This window comes from Desulforhopalus glucosivorans, assembly GCF_054397165.1.
Genome location: NZ_AP044854.1, coordinates 3,623,494 through 3,648,755, shown reverse-complemented (window position 1 = coordinate 3,648,755; position 25,262 = coordinate 3,623,494). Strand labels below are relative to the sequence as shown.

The 25,262-nt window shown below is 44.2% G+C and carries 21 protein-coding genes; 13 read left to right on the top strand and 8 right to left on the bottom strand.

Annotated features, from left to right (window positions below; translation table 11 throughout):
- The first annotated feature begins 9 nt into the window (after positions 1 to 9).
- From guaA to ACX6CI_RS15760, 4 genes are all read left to right on the top strand, one after another.
- Positions 10 to 1,560, top strand: coding sequence for a glutamine-hydrolyzing GMP synthase (guaA, locus tag ACX6CI_RS15775; protein WP_458774607.1), 1,551 nt, complete (start codon positions 10 to 12; stop codon positions 1,558 to 1,560).
- A 143-nt stretch (positions 1,561 to 1,703) separates the two neighbouring features.
- Positions 1,704 to 2,468, top strand: coding sequence for a LabA-like NYN domain-containing protein (locus tag ACX6CI_RS15770; protein ID WP_458774606.1), 765 nt, complete (start codon positions 1,704 to 1,706; stop codon positions 2,466 to 2,468).
- 261 nt (positions 2,469 to 2,729) lie between these two features.
- A complete protein-coding gene (locus tag ACX6CI_RS15765; RefSeq protein ID WP_458774605.1) occupies positions 2,730 to 3,557 on the top strand; it encodes a mechanosensitive ion channel family protein in 828 nt (275 codons plus the stop codon).
- Positions 3,558 to 3,701: 144 nt separating this feature from the next.
- The gene (locus ACX6CI_RS15760; RefSeq protein ID WP_458774604.1) at positions 3,702 to 4,778 is read left to right on the top strand and encodes a phosphotransferase enzyme family protein; all 1,077 of its coding nucleotides are present in this window, start codon (positions 3,702 to 3,704) and stop codon (positions 4,776 to 4,778) included.
- Between the two features lie 39 nt (positions 4,779 to 4,817).
- Here ACX6CI_RS15760 and ACX6CI_RS15755 read toward each other — a convergent pair whose 3' ends face one another.
- Positions 4,818 to 6,182, bottom strand: a complete 1,365-nt coding sequence (locus ACX6CI_RS15755) for a response regulator (RefSeq protein WP_458774603.1) — start codon at positions 6,180 to 6,182, stop codon at positions 4,818 to 4,820.
- Between the two features lie 429 nt (positions 6,183 to 6,611).
- Here ACX6CI_RS15755 and tgt point away from each other — a divergent pair, with 429 nt between their 5' ends.
- The 7 genes from tgt to ACX6CI_RS15720 all read left to right on the top strand — a co-directional run bounded on the left by tgt (position 6,612) and on the right by ACX6CI_RS15720 (position 13,699).
- Complete coding sequence (tgt, locus tag ACX6CI_RS15750; protein ID WP_458774602.1) at positions 6,612 to 7,730, top strand: tRNA guanosine(34) transglycosylase Tgt; 1,119 nt, start codon at positions 6,612 to 6,614, stop codon at positions 7,728 to 7,730.
- Between the two features lie 92 nt (positions 7,731 to 7,822).
- Complete coding sequence (gene yajC / locus ACX6CI_RS15745; protein ID WP_458774601.1) at positions 7,823 to 8,170, top strand: preprotein translocase subunit YajC; 348 nt, start codon at positions 7,823 to 7,825, stop codon at positions 8,168 to 8,170.
- A gap of 190 nt (positions 8,171 to 8,360) precedes the next feature.
- The gene (locus ACX6CI_RS15740; protein WP_458774600.1) at positions 8,361 to 9,281 is read left to right on the top strand and encodes a response regulator; all 921 of its coding nucleotides are present in this window, start codon (positions 8,361 to 8,363) and stop codon (positions 9,279 to 9,281) included.
- A gap of 77 nt (positions 9,282 to 9,358) precedes the next feature.
- The gene (gene rnhA / locus ACX6CI_RS15735) at positions 9,359 to 10,054 is read left to right on the top strand and encodes a ribonuclease HI (RefSeq protein ID WP_458774599.1); all 696 of its coding nucleotides are present in this window, start codon (positions 9,359 to 9,361) and stop codon (positions 10,052 to 10,054) included.
- Positions 10,055 to 10,104: 50 nt separating this feature from the next.
- On the top strand, positions 10,105 to 10,719 hold the full coding sequence (locus ACX6CI_RS15730) for a flavin reductase family protein (protein ID WP_458774598.1): 615 nt from the start codon (positions 10,105 to 10,107) through the stop codon (positions 10,717 to 10,719).
- 100 nt (positions 10,720 to 10,819) lie between these two features.
- Complete coding sequence (locus ACX6CI_RS15725) at positions 10,820 to 11,263, top strand: PPC domain-containing DNA-binding protein (RefSeq protein ID WP_458774597.1); 444 nt, start codon at positions 10,820 to 10,822, stop codon at positions 11,261 to 11,263.
- 6 nt (positions 11,264 to 11,269) lie between these two features.
- Complete coding sequence (locus tag ACX6CI_RS15720; protein WP_458774596.1) at positions 11,270 to 13,699, top strand: glycosyltransferase; 2,430 nt, start codon at positions 11,270 to 11,272, stop codon at positions 13,697 to 13,699.
- Between the two features lie 56 nt (positions 13,700 to 13,755).
- Here ACX6CI_RS15720 and ACX6CI_RS15715 read toward each other — a convergent pair whose 3' ends face one another.
- The 7 genes from ACX6CI_RS15715 to ACX6CI_RS15685 form a co-directional block, all read right to left on the bottom strand.
- Complete coding sequence (locus ACX6CI_RS15715; RefSeq protein ID WP_458774595.1) at positions 13,756 to 16,227, bottom strand: response regulator; 2,472 nt, start codon at positions 16,225 to 16,227, stop codon at positions 13,756 to 13,758.
- A 314-nt stretch (positions 16,228 to 16,541) separates the two neighbouring features.
- On the bottom strand, positions 16,542 to 16,781 hold the full coding sequence (locus ACX6CI_RS15710) for a glutathione S-transferase N-terminal domain-containing protein (RefSeq protein ID WP_458774594.1): 240 nt from the start codon (positions 16,779 to 16,781) through the stop codon (positions 16,542 to 16,544).
- 164 nt (positions 16,782 to 16,945) lie between these two features.
- Complete coding sequence (locus ACX6CI_RS15705) at positions 16,946 to 17,713, bottom strand: ABC transporter permease (protein WP_458774593.1); 768 nt, start codon at positions 17,711 to 17,713, stop codon at positions 16,946 to 16,948.
- Entirely contained in the window at positions 17,710 to 18,618 is a 909-nt protein-coding gene (locus ACX6CI_RS15700; protein ID WP_458774592.1) for an ABC transporter ATP-binding protein, read from the bottom strand. Before ACX6CI_RS15700 ends, ACX6CI_RS15705 begins: the two co-directional genes overlap by 4 nt.
- Positions 18,619 to 18,632: 14 nt before the next feature.
- On the bottom strand, positions 18,633 to 19,514 hold the full coding sequence (locus tag ACX6CI_RS15695; RefSeq protein WP_458774591.1) for an ATP-grasp domain-containing protein: 882 nt from the start codon (positions 19,512 to 19,514) through the stop codon (positions 18,633 to 18,635).
- A gap of 287 nt (positions 19,515 to 19,801) precedes the next feature.
- Positions 19,802 to 20,734: a citrulline utilization hydrolase CtlX gene (ctlX, locus tag ACX6CI_RS15690; RefSeq protein ID WP_458774590.1), complete on the bottom strand. Its 933-nt coding sequence runs from the start codon at positions 20,732 to 20,734 to the stop codon at positions 19,802 to 19,804.
- A 125-nt stretch (positions 20,735 to 20,859) separates the two neighbouring features.
- Positions 20,860 to 21,240, bottom strand: coding sequence for a hypothetical protein (locus tag ACX6CI_RS15685; protein WP_458774589.1), 381 nt, complete (start codon positions 21,238 to 21,240; stop codon positions 20,860 to 20,862).
- A gap of 337 nt (positions 21,241 to 21,577) precedes the next feature.
- Here ACX6CI_RS15685 and ACX6CI_RS15680 point away from each other — a divergent pair, with 337 nt between their 5' ends.
- Positions 21,578 to 22,765, top strand: a complete 1,188-nt coding sequence (locus tag ACX6CI_RS15680) for an MFS transporter (protein ID WP_458774588.1) — start codon at positions 21,578 to 21,580, stop codon at positions 22,763 to 22,765.
- Between the two features lie 83 nt (positions 22,766 to 22,848).
- The gene (locus tag ACX6CI_RS15675; RefSeq protein WP_458774587.1) at positions 22,849 to 25,257 is read left to right on the top strand and encodes a PAS domain S-box protein; all 2,409 of its coding nucleotides are present in this window, start codon (positions 22,849 to 22,851) and stop codon (positions 25,255 to 25,257) included.
- The last annotated feature ends 5 nt before the right edge of the window (positions 25,258 to 25,262 follow it).

Here is a 25,262-nt window from a genome sequence, read left to right as displayed (position 1 = left end):
GGATAATCCATGGATATTCATAGCGAAAAAATTATCATCATCGACTTTGGTTCGCAAACCACCCAACTTATTGCACGGCGTATCCGTGAGCAAAAAGTCTATAGTGAAATTCATCCGTTCTCAACTTCTCTAGAGAAAATTAAAGAACTCAAACCATCCGGTATTATACTCTCCGGGGGACCGTGTTCTGTGTATGATGAAGACGCCCCTCTCAGTGATCCTGGAGTTTTTGACCTTGGTGTTCCCGTTCTCGGGATCTGTTACGGTGCCCAGCTAATGATGCAGCAGCTTGGGGGGAAGGTTGAAAAGGCTGAAAAACGCGAGTTTGGTAAGGCGGAGCTTAAAGTACACTTTACAGCGGGGCTTTTTGCAGGTCTTGAGACAGGAGATGCAACCCATCAGGTGTGGATGAGTCATGGAGATCGTGTTGAGGTTATTCCTGACGGTTTTGAGGCGAGTGCTGTGAGTGAAAATTCACCATATGCAGCTCTTCGTCACACTGAAAAGCCTTTTGTTGCGGTCCAGTTTCATCCGGAAGTTGCCCATACTCTTATTGGTAATGATGTCCTGCGGAACTTCATTTTTGGCATATGCGACTGTAAGCCTGAGTGGACCATGCACTCCTTTATTGAGCAGAATGTTAAAGCCATACGCGAACAGGTTGGAGATGACAATGTTATCTGTGCGCTCTCCGGTGGTGTCGATAGCTCTGTTGTTGCAGCAATTATCCACAGGGCCATCGGTGATCAACTCACCTGTATCTATGTGAACAACGGTCTTATGCGTACCGGTGAGTCTGAGTCTATCCTCAGGTTTTTTAAGGAAAAATCGAAACTTAATGTCATTGATGTCAACGCTGAAGAGTATTTCTTGAGCGAACTGGATGGCGTTGAAGATCCTGAAGTTAAGAGAAAACGGATTGGTCTTGGGTTTATTAAGATCTTTGAGGAAGAGGCCAAGAAAATTGGCAAGGTGAAATATCTTGCCCAGGGTACACTCTATCCAGATGTGATTGAGTCTGTAAGTTTTAGGGGTGAGGCTCCTATTAAGTCCCACCATAATGTTGGCGGCCTGCCTGAAATCATGAAACTGGACCTCATTGAACCTGTCCGTGAGTTATTTAAAGATGAGGTTCGTGATCTGGGGCTTGAGTTGGGACTACCTGAAGAGGCGATTTATAGACAGCCTTTTCCTGGTCCTGGCCTTGGTATCCGCATCATGGGTGAGGTTACAGCGGAGCGTCTTCGCATCCTGAGACAAGCTGATGTCATTGTTTTGGATGAAATGAGAAAAGCTGGCTGGTATCGCAAAGTTTGGCAATCATTTGCCGTACTTTTACCAATTCAGACCGTTGGGGTTATGGGCGATGGCAGGACCTATGAGCATGTGGTTGCTATCAGATCAGTTGACTCAAGAGATGCAATGACTGCGGATTGGAGCAAGATTCCTTACGAAATATTGGGTGAGATCTCAACTCGCATCATCAACGAGGTACGCGGTGTGAACAGGGTTGTTTATGATATCTCCTCAAAGCCACCAGCCACCATTGAGTGGGAATAATGGTTTCTTAAATCCTTCGTTTTAACTATCCTTTCGATTGCTCCTGGTGTGCTGTCGAAAGGATAATGGATTTATCCCGCCTGACTATCAAACATTTGCCCTGGTCATGTTTTAATAGAACTATAGAAGAGTTACTAATTGATATGCTGAAAACTGGAATCTATGTCGATGCGGAAAATATCCGCATGTGTGGTGGCTACGGCATGCGTTATGATGTGCTCGTAGAGCTTGCAGGAGCTGGGAACTCAACTCTGCTCCGAGCCAATTCCTACCTTGCTGAAGACAGGGAGCGCACTAAGGACGATGCTGATTACAGACAGAAGTTATATCGATACCATGATGTTATTCGTCAATGCGGTTTTAAGGTTATCAAAAAATTCGTTAAACACTTTGTGGATGATGAAGGAATTTTAACCACCAAAGCCAATGCAGATATGGACCTTGCCATTGACGCCCTGTTACAGGCAAGAAATTTGGACAGGGTTGTTTTACTCACAGGCGATGGTGACTTTATTCGACTGGTACTGGCATTGCAAAATATGGGATGTCGGGTTGAAGTCATTGGTTTTGATCATGTCAGCCACGAACTAAAAGAAACCGCTGATAGTTTTCTATCAGGTTTTCTTATCCCGGGTCTGCTTCCAATTCCCTCCCAAAATGGACAAGAACGTAAACGCGGTATACCCATAAATTATAATCCTGAACGGGGTTTTGGTTTTATGAGATTTTATAATCTCACTGCTGAAGGTCTCCTGCCTGAATCCGTATTTTTTCACTGTTCTAAAGCCCCTGATGTAAACGATTCACTCTTTAATGACTCATCTCAAATTTTTGAGTTTACAATCGTTAAAAATCCTGACAATAATAGCAGAACTGAGGCTTGGGATATTCGCGCCCTGGATGAGTAAGGGACGTTTACATTAAACTTACTTGTACTATTGCTTTTTCTGCCTTATTTCATTGATACTGTGTAGTTGCATCTCATACATTTAGCCCTGGGAAAAAGATAATGTACCCAGGATAAGAACCTTCAGTAAATTCACTTATAAAAAAAAGACAGATAAGCGTAGACTTCGGATAAGCGTAGACTTCGGATAAGCGCAGACTTCGGATAAGCGGAGCCGTTGAGTGAATGTATAAGGTACTAACATTGAATAATAGGGGGACTTATGAACTTTGTAATTGATCCGGAAATGATTAAAACTCTCCAGCCGCTGGTTCTATCCTACGCTGGTAAGGGGTTTGCTGCCTTACTCGTCTTTATAATTGGTAAATGGATTGCGAGAAGGATAACAAATGTAGTGATCAAGCTTATGAAGAGCAGGGATGTAGATGTTACTCTTATAAAGTTTTTAGAAGGTATTATCTACTACGCTCTACTTGCCAGTGTTATTATTGCTGCAGCCGGGCAACTCGGTATTAAAACAACTTCCTTCCTGGCAGTACTTGGTGCTGCTTCTCTTGCCATTGGTCTGGCTTTAAAAGATTCTCTTGCGAACTTTTCCTCCGGCGTTATGCTGATTCTTTTCAGACCTTTTCAAGTTGGTGATGTTGTGACCATCGGTGGGGAAACAGGAAAGGTTGAGGCAGTATCCGTTTTTTCTACTATCCTGAATACTGGGGATAACCAGAGAAAAATCATTCCAAATGGCACTATTTCCAATGCCACCATCACCAATATCACCGCTAATCCTACAAGGCGCGTCGATCTTGTTGTAGGCATTGGCTATGACGATGATATACGTAAGGCAAAGGAAACCCTTGAGGAAATCTTACAGTCTGAGGATCTTATTTTAAAAGATCCCGCACCAACGGTTGCGGTTTCCGCTCTTGGCGCCTCTTCTGTTGATCTGGTTGTTCGTCCATGGGTTAAAACGGGAGACTATTGGGATGTGTATTTTTCTCTTACTGAAAAGATTAAGCTCACCTTTGATGAAAAGGGTATATCCTTTCCATATCCTCAACAGGATGTTCATCTTTTTAAAGCTGACAAATAATCGGATATACGTTGAAAAGTGATGTGATAAATTCATATCTTTTGAAAGTTCAGGCCACGGTAGGATTTCTTCCTGCTGTGGCCTGTTTTTTATGACAGGCTTTCAGGGGTAAGGCACTAAATTGGTGGAGGGAAACAGTCCGTGATGACAGATTTTTCTGATATTCTTTCAGCTTTTTCCTGCAATGTCGATAGTTCCGTCCGTCCGCTCGGTAATGGTAATATCAACGAAACCTATATAGTTGATGCCGCTCCACAGCCTTTTGTTTTGCAAAGGATCAGTAGGTCAGTATTTCCTGAACCTGTTGCGGTTATAGAGAATTATGAGGTGATACATCATCATCTCGCGCGTAAGGATAAGGCAGGGTCTAGTGGCCTTGTAATGGCTGCTCCAATCTACACTAATACTGGTGCCGTCTGTTTTGTCGATGGACTTGGTGATTGCTGGCGTGCTCAAAGCTATGTTGAAACCATTCCGGTGGATGCCATAGATTCGAGGGAACAGGCACAATCAGTTGGAGTTACTCTCGCAAAATTTCATACGTTGTTTCATGATTTACCCCTTGGTAACCTCAAAGATCCATTGCCGGGCTTTCATCATCTCTTCTCGTATCTTGACGCCTATGATAAGAGTTCGGGAAATTTCGTTCAGGATTACGAGGAAAGCCTTTCTTTTTGTCATAGGATAATCGAGACATTTCGAGAATCAGCAACCACCATTGAGAGGGCACGAAACAGGGGAGAACTCACTTCTCAAACGATCCACGGGGATCCTAAGCTTGATAATTTTATTTTTACACGAGAAGGACAGGCCACAGGCTTGCTCGATCTCGATACTGTGGGGGCAGGACTTATTTACCATGATCTTGGTGATTGCCTTCGTTCTGCCTGTAGTATCAGTGGGGAGTCTATCGCAGATAAACGTCCACCAGGGTTTGACCTTGAATACTGTGAATGGATAGTTGCTGGTTATTTCTCAGGTGATGGTGAGAATCGTTGTGATGTGCGACCAGAGCTTATCTACGATGGACTTATGTCCATATGTTTTGAGCTGGGCCTACGATTTTTTACAGATCATTTGGAGGGTAATAGATATTTCCGGGTTCAGGAGGACGGGGAAAATCTATTGAGGGCCAAAAAACAATGTAAGTTGCTCGAAGAAATAGTACGGCAGGAATCTGTTATCAGAAAATCTGTTGCGTCTCTATATAAAAAGCGTTGAGCGCTTATGATGTATTCGTTTGGAAATAGCACGTTCTGTTCAGGCCGCCGGGTTATCAAGGGAATAGAGATATTTTCCTATGGTATCGGTTAAGTGTGGTTGTAGACTATCAAACTCTACTCCTATTCGAGTTTCTCCATGTTTAATCTTCATGTTTTTCACCTTGCCGTAGAGCTGTTGCTCCTCAGGGATGCCAGGCAACAGGCAACGGAGAATAACCGTTGAATCAATATCCATGACCGGCACTTCCTGTCGGGTGGTGTGTTTTATCTGACAGAGACTTCCGGTAAGGCTCATGTCGATGAGGACTCCATAAAGCTCCTTTTCGCCCTGGAGGTGAAAGGTGGATGGGATAAATATAGAGGACCGCTTTGCCTTACGAAGTTCGTGGAAGTGTATAACTTTTGGATATTCTAGAAAAAGTAAGGGGGTAGGACTTTCTGTGGTAGAGAGCAATTGGGACTTAAACATCAACATTCTCCCATTGTTGATGTACTTGATTAGAACTCGCCTGCCATTAATCTGAGGTTCCAGGTCTATTTCTGGAAGAGGGTTTTCAACAATTATAGAATTACCCTTAACCATTCCCACGAGATTCGTTTCAACTTCAGTCTCAAGATCAAAAAAGATTATTTTCACCCGGGCACCCAGCTTTAGTGGTAGTTCCTTGCCTTGGGTGGTGGCGTGTTGTAGTGGCAGTTGGTGCAATGGTTTGACCTTCTCTGAGTCTTTTGTACGGTTAAGTTCAGATGAAAGTTCAAACGACTCAATAATTATGGAGAGTAGATCCTTTTGTATCTGTCGTGTGTATTGACCGTTGAAGTAGAGGAGTTTTAGCCGGGTTTCAGGCCAGGATAGAATGAGTTGAGCTGCTTCCTCCCCCACAAAGGTTTTGGTTTCTGCTCCAATTAATTGACCGTCTTTCATATAGAGGAGACCTCGATCGCTTGCGGTCTTAACCTCTACAGTGCAAGTCTGCTCCTCACTTTCAAGCATCTGAAGAAAACTGTGGACTGGGATTCCTTCTGTTGTTCCGGTGGGTGATCCTTCAAGAATTTCGTAGGCACAATCCAAGAGTTTATCCGTGTCCAATGGCTTCATGAGACAGTGGCTTGCACCATATTCCAATACTTCCTTGGCATGTGGACCCTTCTCTTCAGAGAGTGCAATACAGGGAACGTAGGGGAAGGTCTTCGTTAAAAGAGAGAAGTTGGCCAGTTTGAAGGTGGCTGGAATTGTCAGATCACAGACAACGAGGTCCACCTGCTGTTTAGAGATTATGGAGATAGCGGCCTGTTCTTCAGTGGCAGTAAGGACGTTAATCTCTTTTTGCCACTGATTAAATAAATGGACTAAGGCCTCGAGCTGCACAGCTTCATTTTCTATGATGACAATTGTTTTCATTTGTATGTCGAGTTAAAGGTGGGGTGCAAAGCTGTATCCGTGTTATTTTGAATATGTATATAAAAGAACGCCACTTTTAAGTATGCAGAAAAATAGAGAATAATCAAGTATTATTACGTTTACACCCATGAGCAAGGCTTGCCCGGGAAAATGAGTGATACTCCATTTTCTGGTGTGGTAAGCTGTACAGTAACGGCAATAAAATGTGAAGATGCGTAATGCATAAAAGAGCTCTCTATCCGTTTGTAACCCTTTCCATCATTGCAAATTCCGTTAAGCAATGCTAAGACCCGTGACAGAGAGTAGGCTGCAGTGGTACACTTTTGTTGACCCTATCTAAAAAAGTTAAGCCTACTTATAATATATAAAGACGCATTACCATACAAGTGAAGTACTCCTTGTAACATTAAGATAAAAATAGAAGAAATTATGGACAATAATTCACCGTTTACATTACACAAACAGTCCTCCGAATGTGCAGCCCGGCGTGGAGAAGTGAAAACCAGACAGGGTGTAATTCAGACCCCTGTTTTTATGCCAGTAGGGACCCAGGGCACTGTTAAGGCTGTCACCCCTGAAAACCTGCAGGAGATGAATGCTCAGATTATTCTGGGCAACACCTATCATCTCTTTATTCGGCCTGGCCATGAATTGATCGAAAGTTTTGGCGGTTTACATAAATTTATGAACTGGAAGGGCTCAATCCTCACTGATAGCGGTGGCTTTCAGATTTTTAGCCTGAAAGAACTTGCGACCATCACTGAAAAAGGAGCTGCGTTCAAATCACATCTTGATGGGTCAAAATTATTTCTAAGCCCCGAGGATGCAGTACATGTACAGCAGTCGCTGGGGTCTGATATCATGATGTGTCTGGATACTTGTATACCATTTCCTGCAACCAAGGATGAAACCATTAAGGCAACTGATCTTACCACCCGCTGGGCACAGCGTTGTCGTACGGCCCATACCAAGCGGGATCAGCTACTCTTTGGCATCGTCCAGGGTGGGATGTACCCCGAACTACGACAGGACCATGCTGCGGCCCTTATTGATATAGGTTTTGACGGCTATGCCATTGGTGGGCTCAGTGTTGGAGAAGACAAGCATTTGATGCACGATATGACAGAGGCGACTGTCCCTTCTCTACCAAAAGAGTATCCCGTCTACCTGATGGGGGTGGGAACTCCTGCTGATCTGGTGGAAGGGGTCTACAGGGGGGTTGATATGTTTGACTGTGTCATGCCCACAAGAAATGCCAGGAACGGTTCCCTGTTTACCACAAAGGGAAAAATTTCCATTAAGAATGCACGGTTTCGTAATGACCACGGACCGATTGATGAAGAATGCAGTTGCTACACGTGTAAAAATTATTCACGGGCCTATCTTCGACATCTCTTTCACGCCCGGGAAATTTTAAGTTCCCACCTGAATACAATTCATAACCTTCATTTTTACCTCAATCTGATGGCTGATATCCGCAAGGCCATAGAAGAGGATAACTTTGCTCAGTTTCGTAAAGATTTTTATAGCAAGCTTGAGAATGAATGATTACTTTGCTCAGAGTTTTAATAAACAGATGTGACGAGAGCTTAGTTCAGCTGACGTTTGCATAATTCCGTTACTTTTTTGGAGGAACTATTATGGTAGGTATTGCTCATGCGGCTGCCCCGGCTGCTGGTGCAGCGGGAGGCTTTGCCTCTTTTATCCCACTTATTCTGATTTTCGTTGTTTTTTACTTTCTTTTGATTCGTCCCCAGCAAAAGCAGGCAAAACAGCATCAGGCTTTCTTGAATGACCTGAAGAAGGGCAACAAGATTATTACGAAGGGCGGAATTCACGGTACCATTACCGGAATCACCGATAACGTAATTACCCTTGAGATTGCAAAAGACATTCTTATTAAAATTTCCCGCGATGCGGTTGCAGGGTCTTTGACAAAAGAAGGCGCTCCAAAGAAGGAAGAGAAGAAGAAAAGCATTGGAGGCTGAGGCATCAAAGGATGCTAGCCTTTACAGGTTGTAAAGTTGGGCAGAAGCCGGGTATTCCTTTTGGGAGTATCCGGCTTTTCTGTTTTTAGTGCCTCTCGCTATTGAAAATTTCTCTCTTTTGCGAAACAATATGCTACAGTATTTCAAAATACTTTTTACGCTTTACATCGAGTGATACTGAGGGTCAGCCGTGCATCTCACTAATATAGTACCGGTTCATAAGACAACTGTTCTGGCTGTTGATGATAACCCAGCAGCACTCCGTCTTCTTGAGTCGATGCTGGAAAGGGATAAGTATCAGGTGTTAACTGCGGTTGACGGGGTGGATGCGCTCCGTGTCATGGAAGAGCATGGTGGGTTGATTGATATTATTCTACTGGATCGTATCATGCCCCGGATGGATGGGATTGAGTTTTGTTTGAAGGTTAAGGCTGATCCGAGATTTAGACGTATCCCTGTAATTATGCAGACCGCAGCAGGCGAGCCCCAGGAAATTAAAGAAGGGATTGAGGCCGGGGTTTTCTATTATCTTGTAAAGCCTCTTGTCTTTGAGACGCTCTCTTCCATTGTAGAAGCTGCTCGGATTAAAATTCATAGATACAGGGTACAAAGAAAACGGTTTCTGGAGCGTCAGGAGTCCATGACGATGGTCCAGTCGCTGAACTGTAGTTTTGCAACCCTTGAAGAGGGCGAAAAGCTCGCAGTCTTTCTGAGTCAATTTTTTCCAGATCCCGATCAGGTGTTCACTGGAGTTGCAGAGTTGTTTATAAATGCGGTGGAGCATGGAAATCTAGGCATCAGTTATGAAAAAAAAGGTCGGCTACTTGAATCAAACACACTAAAGCAGGAGGTTGATTCCAGACTTGCCCTGCCTGAGTACAGAGATAAGAGTGTGGGGGTGGCCTTTGAAAAAAATGATGAAGGATATAAGCTCATCATCACTGATATGGGGGATGGCTTTGATTGGAGAAGCTATCTGCAGGTTGATCCTGATCGAGCGACACATAGTCATGGTCGAGGAATTGCCATGGCGAATATGATGAGTTTTGACAAGCTTTTCTTCAATGAGAAGGGTAATAGGGTCACTGGTATAGTAAAGGCTACCTTGTAAGATTGCTCATTTTTCAAGCTATCCTAAAGTTTTAGGCTATTTAGAAGGTTTTTAGTTGATAATGTGGAGTAGTAAGTATGGCCAAAAAGAAGTTCTATGCGGTTGCTAGTGGTCGCACGCAGGGAGTGTTTACAGATTGGGCGACGACAGAAAGCCAGGTCAAGGGTTTTGCCGGCGCAAAATATAAGAGCTTTCCCACAGAAAGTGAGGCAAGAGCCTGGCTGAGTGATCCTGTGTACGCTCAAAAAACCGCCAAGTCAGGCAAGACTGCCAGTAAAAATAGTGTGCCTGAGGTTTCAATTGATAGTGATGATATTGTTATCTATACAGATGGTGGCGCTATTAATAACCCAGGTCCAGGAGGTTATGGGGCTGTTATTGAAAGAAATGGTGAGAGGCAGGAATATAGTGGTGGGTTTCGTTTAACGACTAATAATCGTATGGAGATGACGGCAGCCATTGTAGCACTTGAGGAGCTGGGTGATACTGAGCAGAAAATTCATCTGTTTTCGGATTCGAGTTATCTGGTTAACGGAGTGCAAAAGGGGTGGGCCAAAAAATGGAAGGCCAGGGGCTGGAAGAAAAGTGATGGTGAACCCGCTGTTAATAGAGACCTTTGGCAACGGTTGCTCGATCTACTAGACTTACTCGATGTGAGCTTTCACTGGGTCAAAGGGCATGCCGGAAATGAGCTCAATGAGCGATGCGACAGACTAGCTGTTGCTGCAGCAAAGAATTCTCCTGCAACGGTTGATGCGGGGTATGAAACATAGAAGCGCTGTACGATTGGAAGGTTCTGTTTTAATTTACCAGAGGAAATATTGTGGCTAAAGAACTATTTAAGGGTTCAGTACTGATGGGACCTCTTCCTGCTGTACTGGTGACAACTGTTGATGCTGTCGGTAAGGTAAATGTTTTTACCGTTGGCTGGACAGGAATTGCCTGTACCCGGCCTCCCATGGTGACCATCGCTGTTCGAAAGGAGCGGCTGTCCTATGAAAATATTCAGGCGACAGGTGAGTTTGTCATTAATCTGACCACGAAGGATATGCTTAAAGTGACAGATTTTTGCGGCTGCCGTTCGGGGAGAAAGGTGGATAAAATTAAACATTTTGGACTGGAACTTGAGGAGGGGGCCGATGTCAGCGTTCCGTCCCTTGCTAAAAGTCCTGTTGCCCTTGAGTGTAAAGTCCACTCGGTTACTGAACTTGGGACCCACGATCTGTTTCTTGCAGAAATTGTACGCAATAAGGTGGAGAAGGGTATCATAGATAAGGATGGAAAGTTTGATCTCGCACGTGCGGGACTCCTTGCTTACTGTCATGGCGAATATTTTTCCCTCGGCAGGCACCCCCTTGGTACCTTTGGCCACTCTGTTGCCAAAAAATCCACCCGCCAGGCAAATCACGCTAAGCGATACCAGAAAAAGAAGAAATAAAATTAGAATTATCTCTGGCTCTGTTGGGGCCTTTCCGTCCAATTTTACTGGGATTGGATACAACTCAGAGTTACTATTTTACCTGTGAAGGGAGTGGCGTATGAAATACTCAGAGGCAAAACAGGGCAGGGTTTTTATTGTTCGGTTGGAAGATGGTGAGATTGTCCACGAAGTTATTGAACAGTTTGCAGTAGACCACAATATAACAGCCGCCTCACTTATCGTGGTTGGTGGCGCTGACGATGGTAGCAAGCTGGTCGTTGGTCCTGAGTCAGATCGGGAACTACCCCTTAATCCGATGAGCCGTTCTCTTACAAACGCCCATGAAGTTGCGGGTACCGGGACACTCTTTTGCGATGATGAAGGGACACCGCTTTTACATATGCATATGGCCTGTGGTAGAGAGGATGAAACCATAACTGGCTGTATTCGTTCCGGGGTCAAGGTATGGCGGGTTATGGAGGTTATAATCCATGAACTTCTGGATACTTCAGCCAAAAGAATCATAGAGGCACCTCTTGATCTGAAATTACTCCATCCCTAGATTTTCATGAATATAAAAAAGGTTGTTCTGGTACTGCTCCGGTTGTGCGTTAGTGGAGAATATCGACGTCTTCGGAAACTGAAAATATTCGATTCAGGCTACTATTTGAGTTGCAAGGGGCAGTCCGTTGAGGATGATCTTGATCCTCTTTGGACCTATGTCAGAACAGGGAGAGAATCAGTAGATGCATCTCTGCACGATGATTCAGGTTGGAGTCAGCAGGCTGATCCACATCCTCTCTTTGATACCAGCTATTACCTGTCACACTATTTCTCTGATGGAATATCCCAGAATCCACTACTTCATTACCTGACTGTCGGCTGGAAAAGTGGATATAGGCCGGGGCCATTTTTTGACCCTGTCGTGTACGGGAAAAATAGTGGCTGGAGTGTCAATGAGGGAGACCCGCTAACCCACTATGTCCACTATGGAAAACAACAGTGTTTGAGCCCATCTTTGGCCTTTGACTTTGCCTTTTATTTTGACAAAAATCCCGTGCTGGCCGGAGTTGGGGAGGAGATCATAAAGCACTATAAATTACACGGTGCTTCAATTGGGAAAAGTCCGCTTCCGGTTTTTGATCCACAGTTCTATACTGAACAGGTAGGAGGCGGGAAGACGTCATTAGTTGACCCCCTATCGCATTATTTAAGTACAGCACATAGTTCTACCACTTGTCCAGCTCAACTGTTTGAACCGGATTTTTATAGAGGACAATGTGATGTTGATGTCTCCCGGGGAGATGCCCTAACGCACTATGTGAGCGTGGGTGTTTTTAAGTGTATCTACCCACATCCGCGCGTCGCCTCTTTACCTTCTACACCTGTTATCTCCATTCTCGTACCGGTGTATAATCCTGAGCCTGCTGTGTTACGTAACTGTATCAGATCCGTACTGTACCAGGCGTATCCCCACTGGGAGTTATGTTTGGTGGATGACTGCAGTCCCCGGGAGGATGTTCGTCCGCTACTCACGGAGTGGGCAGAAAAAGATAGCAGAATAAAGGTGGATTTTCACAGAGAAAACGGTGGAATTGCAAAGGCAACCAACAGTGCAAGAGCACTTGCAACGGGCAGTTATCTCGGTTTTCTCGATAATGATGATGAGTTGACTGTCGATTGTCTTCTTGAGGTAGTTGAGACCCTCACCCGCGAGGGTGCGGATATGGTCTATAGTGATGAAGATCTCATCGGTGATGATGGTACGACCCTTTCTATTTTTAGAAAGCCGGGATTTAATCAGAATCTCCTACTTTCCCATAATTATATAACCCATTTCGTTGTAGTGAAAGAGGCTCTTTTTGATAGGGTTGGGGGCCTTGACTGTCGATATGACGGAGCCCAGGATTATGATTTTATGCTGAAACTCTCAGAGCAGTGTGATTCTGTGGTTCATATTCCCAAGGTACTCTACCACTGGCGGGCATCTGAAAGTTCCACCAGTATTAATCATGATCAGAAAAATTATGCTCATGAGGCTGGTCGCTTAGCCCTAGAGATGGCTCTTAAGCGTCGGAAGATACCATGTAAGGCAGTAGATACAGAACTGAACTTTTTCTATCGGCTCCAGGCTACCTCTGTTAAAGGCACATACGCTGTGTTTATTTGGGCAGAAGAGGTTGAATTGTTTAGTCCTGAGTTTATTGCGTCAATTACATCAATTACCTCTACTCCTTGTGATGATGAGTTAATTATCGACGTTACAGTAATTACAGGAGAAGACCGGAGTGATACATTACGGGATTGTATTCATGGGTCAGGAGGCGATGCTTGGAATATTGTCACAGTTGCAAAGGGTGAAGGTAAGGCAGAGGTCTTGCAAAGGCTGATCTCGGAATCTCGGTGTGCGAATATTTGTCTTCTGGATGGCAATATACGCAGGTTGAGTGACAATTGGTTGTTTGAATTGGCCGCGATGTCTGTGTTGCCGGATGTTGCCATAGTATGCGGAAGGACATCTTACAGTGGTGGTGATGGCATTTCATATCTGTTGCCGGATATAGCCAATAGGAGTGGGGACTATTTATATGAGTTTTTATGTAATAGTTCTAGACATATGGCAGGTTTGCACTGTCTGCAGGATATGAGCTTTTCAGATTGGGATATAACACTGATAAAAAAAGACTGCTTTGAGGCTGTGGGTGGGTTTTCCACCAAAGAGTATCCCAACATCTTTGCCACGGCAGATCTCAGTCTTCGCTTAACAGCTGCAGGAAAAAAAATAGTCTACAACCCTTTTGCAATTGCGGATAGAAAAGAGAGAAGCACTTCTGGTTTAGCTTGTGAAACGGATAACCAGCAGGAAGAAAAACGGTTATTCCAGGCACTCATACAGGGCAACAGGGATAAAATTTTACCTTATTATAACAGGAGTCTGCTGTGTGATAGGGGGGTAGATGAAACGGAGTATCTGGACTGGTTATTTGGAAAGGATTAATCCGCATTGTGTGTGACGTGCGAAATTGACGAGAATCAACAGAAAATTCTTATAATCTATCCTGCCAGCTCTCTGTAAATTGCCGTTGCCAGCAATTCCACCGTGTACGGCTTTTTCAGATAGGCACCTGCACCTAACTCCTGGGCCTTTTTCACCCTCGATGTTTCAGAAAATCCACTGACAATAATCGCTTTTTGTTGGGGGTTGGAAGACTTAATTGCTTCATATGTTGCCAGCCCATCATACTCTCCAGGCATGATCATATCGAGAATGAGGAGGTCATAGGTTTGCTTTTTGGATTTTTCAATGGCCTCAATCCCTGATGCTGCAACATCTGCCTGGTAACCAAGGCTGCCCAGAATACCGTGGGTGAGGGTGCGTTGTTCCTCAAGATCATCGACCACAAGAATCTTCTCTCCATTTCCCAGGTAATCCTGCAACGTCGTTTTAGACTGTTCAAGCATTAATTCATCAGTTGTTGGAATATAGACGGTAAAGGTCGTCCCTTTGCCCGGTTTACTTTTAATGTCAATATAGCCATCATGATCTTTGACGGTTCCCCAGACTACAGCCATCCCAAGGCCTGTTCCGCTACGGCCCATAATTTTACTGGTATAAAATGGCTCAAATACACGGTTGATCTCTCCGGTGGACATCCCGATTCCTGTGTCAGAGATGGTAATCGTTGCGTATTCACCCGGTGGAATAACCTCATAGCCTGCGTATTCTTCAGTGAGAATCGTGTTTTTAGTGGATATGGTGAGTACTCCTCCCTCAGCCATTGCCTCCACCCCGTTGGTGTAAAAGTTCATCAAAATCTTGGAGAGGTGAACTGTAGATCCTTTAATATTTGATAAACTGCTATCAAGATCCAAAATATATTCTACTCCTGTGACACCTTTTGTAATTGATCGGTGCTCCGGGCTGGCAAGGAACTCACGCACTATGATGTTAATGTTTGTGGGCACCTGATTTCCAACTCCGCGTCTGGCAAGAGTAAGCAGGTCCTGGACGATGGTTGCAGCTCGTTCCCCTGACTTTTTGATGGTTAAGAGTGGCGTTGTCATTGGGTCATCGGGCCCCTTGTTAATCAGGAGCATATCAGGGTAGCTGACGAGGCCGGAAAGGATATTGTTGAGATCGTGGGCCACTCCCCCTGCAAGCATTCCGATAGCTTCCATTTTTTGGGAGTTTTTCAGGCGATTTTGCAATTCCACCTGGTCAGTTACATCATGGATGTCCATAACATAGCCTTCAAGGGTATTGTTTGCTGAATAGTATGGGCTGATGGTGAGATTCCAGTAAAAGTCATTGGAATGCCCTGCGCGGGGCCTTGTCTGTAAATAGATCGTTTCTCCGGTAAGGCAACGATTTACAGCTTCTCTTAATTCGAGATCGAAGAAGTCCTTGCCCAAGAAGTCAATGATAGTGGTGTTTTCCAGTTTGTCTGAGGGGGGAGCCGCGATATCTTTATAGGCACCATTTGCAAAAATATGTTTATGGTCACGATCTATTAGAGCTATGGCGTCACTGGAAGCCTCTATCACCCTGGCATATCTTTGTAAGGTTTCTTCCGCTTTTTTTCTTTCTGATATTTGATCAGTGAGACTCCTGTTGACCTGTATCAGCTCTGCTGTACGATTTTTTACCTGTCTACGGAAGAGTATGGCGGTTCCTATGAGGAACAGTGCAATACCAATCACAGTATAGAATGCGTGTAGCAGCCATCTGGGGCCGTCATTCTTCGTATCCACCACAAGCCATTTATTGATGGTTTTATAGTAGATAGAAGACTCGTCGTTTTTGAACTGGGAGATGTATGTGTCGATAGTATTTGCAATTACGTGGTTCTTCCCCTCTGGCAGGGCAAAGCGTAATTCAATGGGGTTAAAGATAACGGATGTATCTTTAACTGCATACGTGTGTTTGTTCTCTTCTCCATAGAGCCTGTTAACAACCGCAACATCCACCACTCCAGCATTAAGTAACTCAAATGTTGTCTGGTATTCATCAGTTTCCCAAAACCTGCAGTTGATGTTGAAGTTTTTGGTCATATCTTTAAGGGTGTAGAAATGAATGTCCCCTGCTTTGACAGCAATTTTTTTCCCTTCAAGTTCTAAGAATGAACTGATGGTTGAATCCTGGCCACTATATAATTCTGCCCAGTTTGCAACCACTGTTGTGTAGTTGAAGTCAATAACCTCATCTCGCTGTTTTGAGTAGGCCGTTGCAGGAAGGAGATCGATCTCTCCGCTTTTGAGCTGGCTGAACAATGAGGAAAAATGGTCTGTTGTATAGGAAATCTTCCAGCCTTCTCTACTGGCAATCTCTTCGAGCAGATCGATAAATATTCCATCAGGCTGCCCCTGTTCGTTGATGAAAATCGTCGGCTTATTATTATATACTCCCACCGTTATGGGGATGTGGGCAAAGGCGTTGCCTTGGAAAACACAAAGTATCAGCGTTACAAGGCAGAGCAATAGAGAGCGTTTGGGGAATAGTGCCTTCATGAGGATTAGTATACGCATCTCTTATTCGTAAAATGAGGAATCTTTGAACTGGTGTTATTTAAATAAAATTACTGTCTGCGGCTGATAAATATCCTACAAATTGCTGCTATACTTAAATATATGACGTAAGTGAGGGGATAGTCAAATGAGATGAAGAAATTAGTACCTTACAACCCAATTATTTACCTGGGTGAATCACTATCTCTATGAATGTTCATAAACGAATAGTACTGGTTTCAAGATGCTGTTGGGATTGGTAAGGGTAGCTCAGGTAATACTGATGCTGACACAAAAACAATCCCTTTTGAGACTGTTTTCGTGTCAGGCATACATTACTTACTATTCTTGAGGTATGTAACGATATCGTCACTTTCATACATGGAGGTTTCACCATCGATGAGAAATGGGACCATGGCCTTACCACCAACTTTGAGGACAACATCTCGGCCCGGGGTATTGGGGGCCGCATCGATTAGTTCATAATCAGCTCCAGGCACGAGTCCAAGATCTGTTGCTGCCGTTTCTACTTTCTTACAAAAAGGACATCCTTTTCTTACGTATAATTGAATCATTGTAGTCACCGTAAATGTGTTGAATCGATAGTTAGTGCCTTACTCCTGAAAGCCTGTCGTAAAAAAAAGAACCTCAGGAATTGTTTTTAAAATCCTAAGTTTAATCTTACCACCAGATAGTGAGCGAAGTGAGACCTTCGAGGCACTTATCCAGTTCATCGGGGTTAAGAGCGTATACCAATACCCTTTTTAAAGAGATAAAGGTTTACAGAAAACAGTACCACTGAAAAGAGAACAAGCATCGCCATACCGCTATACACGTTAATGTCGGAGGTTCCTAGAAATCCATAGCGGAATCCATTCACCATATACACTATAGGGTTGGCTTTTGACAAGGTCTGCCAAAAGTCAGGGAGCAGTGAAAGTGAATAAAATACGCCGCCAAGGTAGGTAAGTGGGGTGATGACAAAGGTTGGAATAATGGAAATGTCGTCGAATTTTTTGGCAAATATTCCATTTATCATTCCAGCAAGGGAAAAGACAAAGCTTGTAAGAAGTGCAAAAATAATCGCATAAAAAACGTTATAGAGCGGTAGTCTGGTGAAGAAGAGACTCACTATTGAAACAAGAAACCCCACGCTTAGGCCGCGGGTCATTCCTCCTGCGACATAGCCGAGGATAACAATATAGTCAGGGGTTGGACTGACCAGTAGTTCCTCTACGTTGCGCTGGAATTTTGCACTGAAAAACGAAGAAACGGTGTTGGAGTATGAGTTGGTGATGATAGACATCATAATAAGCCCCGGTGCTATATAGGCCATATAGCTGTAGCCATCCATATCACCGAGTTGCGAGCCTATGAAACTGCCGAAAATGATAAAATAGAGGGTAATGGTGATCACTGGCGGGACAAGGGTCTGTATCCAGATACGAAAAATGCGTATCATCTCCTTTCGTGCTATTGATTGCAGGGAAATCAGGTTTTGTCTCATTGTTCCACCATCTCCATAAACAATTCTTCAAGTCGGTTTGACTTATTGCGCATACTTTCCACAGTAATGTTGTGATGACTCAGATGGGCAAATATATCATTTAAAGAGAGCTGTTTGCCGATGGTCACCTCAATGGTCGTTTCATCGGCTAATTGAAAGGCTATGTCGCCCAAAGGGGGCAGTGCAGTGACTGGATCTCTGGTTTCAAAAATAAAAGTTTCCTTATCCAGCTTTTTGAGTAAATCCTTCTTACTGCTGTTTTCAACAATTTTACCATGGTTAATGATGGCAATCTGCTTGCAGAGTTGTTCTGCCTCTTCAAGATAATGAGTTGTAAGGATTATTGTGGTTCCCTGCCTGTTAAGATCGGTAAGAAAATCCCACATTCCACGCCTGAGCTCAACATCAACGCCTGCGGTGGGTTCATCTAAGATAAGCAGGCGCGGGTCGTGGATCAGACCCCGTGCAATCATCAGGCGACGCTTCATTCCACCAGAGAGCTCCTGGGCAATAGTGTCTTTTTTATCCCAGAGCCCCAGCTGCTTTAAGTATTTTTCAGCATTTTTTAGGGCCTGACCTCGCTCCATACCGTAGTAACCTGCCTGTTGGGTGACTATATCCTGAACTTTTTCAAAGATAGAAAAGTTATATTCCTGGGGAACAACACCAATAAGTCGTTTTGCTGCAGGGAAATCTTTATCAATATCGATATCAAATATTTTCACAGTCCCGCCTGACTTCGTTGTAAGAGATGTGATTATACTGATGGTGGTCGTTTTTCCGGCACCATTTGGGCCGAGTAGTCCAAAAAAGTCACCTTCTTTAACATCAAATGTGACACCTTTGAGGGCATTAAAACCACTTTTATAGGTCTTGTGTACGTTGTTGATGCTGAGGGCATCCATAGAGGTCTCTTGTCCTATTTCTGGCTGAGGTTGGTGAAGTAGTCGACAATTTCTTTGGCCAGATCTCTGCCATTAAGTTTCCCGATCTGGATGATACCTGTGGGGCAGGTTATATTAATCTCTGTCAACTGTTCTCCAATAAAGTCGAGCCCGGAAAAGTGGATTCCCTGGCTGAGCAGCCATGGCCCGATTTCATCCACTGCCGCCTGTTCTTTTGGGGTGAGCTGAGTGGCAAGGGCGTCGCTGCTTGCAAAGTTTGCATGAAACCCTGTTTTGGGTTTACGCATGGCCGCTCCGATGAACGTATCACCCAGCATGAGCACCCGTTTATCACCATCAAAAACACGGTCCTGAAACTGTTGTACCATTGCCGGACTGCTGCCATCTGCTGTGAACTCACTGATGATTGTATTATCAGTGGTTGAGATCTTCTGAACAGCCTTGCCCTGAAAACTATCAAGAGATTTAATGACGCAGAGACCCTGTTTGTCAATAAACTGCAGTATGAGATCTCTGTTTGAACTCACAATAGTCGGCGGCATATGCCTTTTGAAAGGAAGAGCTATAAGTTTCTCATTAAAGTTTCGAAGAGATGTCGCACTGTTGGCCACCAGAGTCCCTGAGAGAGAAAGCAGGTGTGTTGCATAATGGAAAGCGAGGTCGTAGGGCGGCTCTTTTCGCATCAGAATAAGTGCATAATCCCCAAGTTTTTTCGCACTTTTCTGCTCTTTGCTATCAGTTGCAAGTACGGCTGCAAAATTTTCAAAATAAAGATCCTCAATGGTCGCTGTATCCACCTGGATTCCCTGTCTGCGTGCTTCGTTGATCAGGGCTATAGATGTATCGGTTTCCGGGGCTAACCCATCGATAGGGTCAAGAACTACAAGCCATGCCATAAAATTTCCTCATGTATCTGCTGGATGTAAGAATCGGGGTTACTATGTTTTTTCAATGCATAGTTTTATAATCATCTTTGGCAAGAGTGTTAGTACTTCCACCAAATTCAATCGAAGTCTTCGGTTATTTGTTGTTTTTTATAAAAAAACATGAATTCTTGCGATTTCAATCAAGTAAAGAAAATAATGAACTCACACAATCGGGGACGTAGGGATGTTTTCCAGTGACTTAAACCGTTCACCAAATTATGAGAGGGCGTTTAAATGTGTTATATAGAGCTACGTGCCTAGTATCGCCTGGCAAGGTGGATACCTGCTAGCATACAGCGGATTGATCCTCCGGCGAGTTCAATTGTTGGAACGTCAAGGGCAACTATCTTGGCTGACTCCTCAATGTCTCTTCTTTGTTCCTGTGTCAGTGACGCCACAGCTCGTGAAGAAATGGCAAGGATGCGGCCGTCTTTACCGGAGAGCTCAATGGCATTGCCAGCAAACTCCCGTATTTGGTGATTGCTGAGGTCGATTACTTTTCTTCCCATATCTGAAATCCTGCTACGAATCTCTTCCCGCCTGTCCGGATTACTCATGATGTCAAACCCTGCCATGGCAAAATCGGTACCTATACACATGATCACATTGGTGTGGTAGATCGAGTTGCCCTCTTCATCTGCAGTACTGAAGGCCATGGGTTCAAAGTTGAAATGGGTACAAAATCGTTCGAGTGCAATGGGGTTAGCCCGGTTCGATTCAGCTGTGTAGGCTACCCGGGCAATATGGTCCAGTACCATGGCACCGGTGCCTTCTAAAAAGAGGTCGTCAAACTCAAGACATGAATAGTCGATAACATCCTGTACCCGGTATTCGGCTTTAAGCATTTCTAAGATGTCGTATCGTCGCTCACGCCTGCGGCTGGGATTATACATTGGAAAGACAGCAACGTGGCCTCCCGGGTGGGTGGAAAACCAGTTGTTTGGGAAAACAGAATCCGGCGTCTCTTTTTCACCACGATCTTCAAAAATGTGCACCTTGACGCCATGGTCTTCAAGCTTTTCAGCAGCAGCAGTCACCTCATCGTAGGCGGCTTTAGCGATCTTTCTTGTGGACTGATCGCGTTCAGTTCTCTGGAAAGCGTTGTCTGTTGCAGTTTCCGGATTAGGGTGAAATCTGTGGGGGCGTATCATAACTACAGCAGCAGGGGCTTGAATATATTTCGAAGTCATAGTGTACTGATCCTCTCTAAGGTTGAAAGAAGCCCAAAAGGTTGTTTGAGCTTACAATACAGCATTTATCAAACCCTTGCAGTGGTTTCGCCGGTTGTTGTGGTCCCTTGAATTCGAACTCAATGCTAAACGGCAAAGCTGTTTGCCTGGGCAACTTCAATGGCAAGTTGTGACCGTGAGTTTGCATCCATGGGGAGGTTTTTACTCTCGCACCATCCAGGAAATGTCTCAGGATCGATAAACACCTTCAGGACCTGATCACCCGCAGCTTCAACTTCCTGCTTTTTGTCTTCTGCTCTTTTTTCCCAATCACTATATGTCCTGGGAAGTAATTCAGTGTCGTCAAAGAGGCCGAGTAAGGTCTCATAATCTTCTTCTTTATACCAGACCATTGCCCGTAGCATCGGTTGATGGTTTTGGGCTGTTGCCTGTTCTGCCTTCTGTTGTTTTTTCTGTATTTTGGCAGCTGTTTTACCGGAGCCTGCAAATGCACTTTTCTTAGTCATTATTTCCTTCTATATCGTTATATTTACGGCGACAGTACTGTTAGGTCTGTCACATTTTTTTATGATGAAAAAAGGAATATAAAATGATACAGGGCTTAGTACAACTTAAATCCGCTTAACAGAGTCAGGAGGAGGACTCGAGGTATTTGTGGAGATCGACGATGTGAATTATTCCAACCCCGATAAACGGGATAACTACCTCGAAGATCTCACTACGTTCACTTATCTGGGAGTAATTTTAAGTTCGCAATGTTAAAAGGTTCTCTAGTCATCTCGGAGTCTACGCTACCTGTTTTTTATTCACCAATATAAGATGTACCTCTATACGCGAAACTTTATGGGACAGCGATTTACCTATCAGTTACTCTTTATTTTCCTTATTCGTCTTCTCCTTAATACCGGTCGGCGTTTTATCTATCCCTTTGCCCCAGCCCTTAGCAGGTCTCTGGATGTACCTCTGACGGCAATTACAACTATCATTGCATCCAGTCAGTTTACCTCGCTATTGGGTCTTTTCAGCGGGCCGATAGCTGATCGTATCGGCAACAGAGTAGTAATGCGTGCGGGACTGGCCATGCTCTCAATTGGCATGCTGATTTGTGGACTGGTTCAAGAGTATTGGGTGGTGTTTGCAGGTCTGGTCCTTGCCAGTTTTGGTAAAACAATTTTTGATCCGGCAGTTCAGTCCTTTGTGGGCCAGCATGTACCATATGCAAGGCGTGGTCGGGTCATCGGAATAATTGAAACCGCATGGGCAGGGTCGACCCTTATGGGAATCCCGGCATTTGCTCTTATCATCGAACACGCAGGGCTCAGAGTTTCCTTTTATGTTTTGGCAACGCTCGGGGCATTGAGCTGGTTTATGATAGCAAGGGTGTTACCAGAAGATGCTAAAACCTGTGATGGAACAACTGAGTCTTTAGGCCTTATACCCCGTATTATATCACTTTTTAGGAGGCGGAGTACTGCTGGGGTGCTGCTCTTTGGTTTTTGGATTTCCATTGCAAACGATGCACTTTTTGTAGTGTATGGCTTATGGTTGGAAGACAGTTTTAGTGTTTCTCTGGTGGCTCTAGGCTTTAGCACCGTTGCAATTGGTGGGGCAGAGCTGTTGGGGGAATCAGTAACGGCTCTGTTTGCAGATAAACTCGGGAAAAAAAGAACAATTATTATGAGCCTGTGCTGTGTTAGCACAGCCTACTTTGTCCTTCCCTTCATGGGGACGGCTCTATCTTATGCCATGATAGGAATGTTTTTTGTATTCTTCTTCTTTGAGATTGTCATGGTAACAAGTTTTTCACTGAGTACTGAGTTGTTGCCAGGTGCAAGGGCTACCATGATGTCCGGTTTTTATGCGTGTTCCGGTATTGGCAGAATGATTGGTGTACTTGCAGGTGGATTATTGTGGGAATTTGGTGGTATTTCCCTTGTGGCCTGGTCTGCCTCTTTATTAACTGTCGTTGGTCTCATTTGCCTGGTGTGGGGGCTGCATGGCTGGCGGCACGATGGAACTGTTGAAACCTAACTAAGGAGTTGGGCCAGGATCTGTCTTGTTGAGAAAATTTCTTTACTAAGTGCCAACCATAAGTATCATTATAAGAAGTATTAATGGACATTATACGCTCTTTGCTAGAGGAAGAGTTCACCGTTGTATCTGTTGGCTGTGTGGTTGAATTGAAGAAAAAATCTGTTATAGATTACAAAAATAAAAAGGCTGTTGAGCCCAATACCTTAGATGGCATCTGGTCAGATGTATTTGATCTGCTGGATGATATTGTTTTTATCCAAGACGATAGGTTCAGGGTAATAAAAGCTAATAAAGCAGCACAAGAATTCTTTGGTTTTTCAACAGCTTCTCCCCAAAAGACCTATTGTTATCAGATTTTGACATGTCGGGATAGTTTGTGTTCTGTTTGTGCTTTTCGCGATTATAATGCGACTGAATTCACCTGTTATTCTGAACTACTCCACAAAACCAGCGGGGCTTCTCTTTCCATTAAATCATCTCGGATTATTCATCCGGTGGATGGAAGTATTTTTGTAGTTCATATCGCTAAAATAATGGCCAGAACAGAGCCTTCTGGATCATCAACAGTTAAAACGGATTATTCACAAGGCTTGGAACAGGAGCTGTATCGGCAGAAGGTGCTCTTTGAGACCATCTTTAACTCCATCACGGATGGTATAATTATAACCGATATAAATCGTGTTATACAGCTTGCCAATGATGGGGTGTTGTCTACCTTTGGCTATAGACCTGAGGCTCTGGTTGGTAAGAGTGCAGAAGTGCTGTATGCGTATAGTAATGTCTTTGATGAGGTAGGAGATAAGCTGTTTACTGAAGATGCCTCTAGAAATAAGATCTTACACCAGGCAAAATATCGCCACCGGTCTGGCAGGATTTTTTTGGGCGAAGCCTTTGGAACGAAACTCTTTAACAGCAATAATGAGTGGATTGGTAACCTCGGTATCATGCGGGATATCACTGATCGCAATAAGGATGAGAAGGAACTGCGGGGCCTTAATGCAGCCATTGAACAGATTAGTGATGTTGTTATGATTACTGACTATCTTGGTAACATTACCTATGTTAACCCCGCATTTGAGGAAGTGACAGGTTATACCCAGGCTGAAGTGTTGGGACGTAACCCTCGCCTATTGCAAAGTGGACAGAATGGTAAAGCGTTCTATCGGGATTTCTGGAACCTGATCACCCAGGGAAAGACCTTTACTGGCCGCATGGTCAATAAGCGTAAAAACGGAGAGATTTACACCGAGGAATCAACTGTTTCTCCCATCGTTGATAGCGCGGGAAACGTCGTGAGTTATGTAGCGATAAAGCGTGATATAACAAAGCAGATACAGCTTGAAAATCAACTGCATCAAGCCCAGAAAATGGAGTCGGTGGGGCGTCTTACCGGTGGTGTTGCCCATGATTTTAATAATATATTGGGTGTAATCCTTGGTTATGCCGGGATGGCGCTTAGAAATAGTGAGCCCACCGATAAGTTGTATAATGATCTGAAAATAATCCACGATGCCGCAAAGAGGTCCGCTGACATTGTACGTCAGTTGCTGATGTTCAGTAGACAGCAGGCCATTGCCCCGGAGGTGATTGATATAAATAGTGGGGTTGATGGTATGTTAAATATGCTCAGGCGTCTTATCGGTGAGGATATTGAGTTGAGATGGCAACCCCATCCTCAGGTTTTGACCATTAAAATTGACCCCTCACAGGTGGATCAAATTCTTGCCAACCTCTGTGTTAATGCCAGGGATGCAATAGCCGGTACTGGAAAATTGACAATTACCACAGAGAAAAGGGTGATTGAGGACGATTTCCTGGGAAATCCGATGATATTTTCTCCAGGGGATGAGGTGGTGCAGTTAAAGGTAACTGACAATGGGGAAGGTATTGACGAGGCTGAGATTGATAAAATCTTCGAGCCGTTTTTTACCACCAAGGAAAAAGGACAGGGAACCGGCCTTGGTCTGTCCACCGTCTATGGCATTGTGCAACAAAACTACGGTGATATAAGTGTCACAAGTAGTAAGGGTGAGGGCACCTGTTTTACCATTCTTTTTCCCCTGAGTGTTGAGCCGCTTTCTCCTGGTAAAGGGGGTGGGACGACTCGTCTTAATGAAGGTCAGAACGAAACAATTCTGTTAGTGGAAGATGATCTGACACTGCTCGATATGACCAGAAGAATGCTTGAAAAAACAGGATATAATGTTTTAATGGCAAGTGGTGGTTCTGAGGCATTACGACGTGCTGATAAAAGTGAGGTTGGTATTGATCTGTTGCTGACCGATGTTGTCATGCCTGAGATGAATGGCAAGGAGTTGAGTGAACAAATAAAAGAGCGTATTCCTGATATTAAAATTCTTTATATGTCGGGCTATACCTCAAATGTCCTCGGTCACAATGGGGTTCTTGATGAGGGATTTGAACTAGTTGCCAAACCCTTTTCCAGAAAGGTTCTTACTGATAAGATACGGGCATTGCTCGATCTGTAAACCTG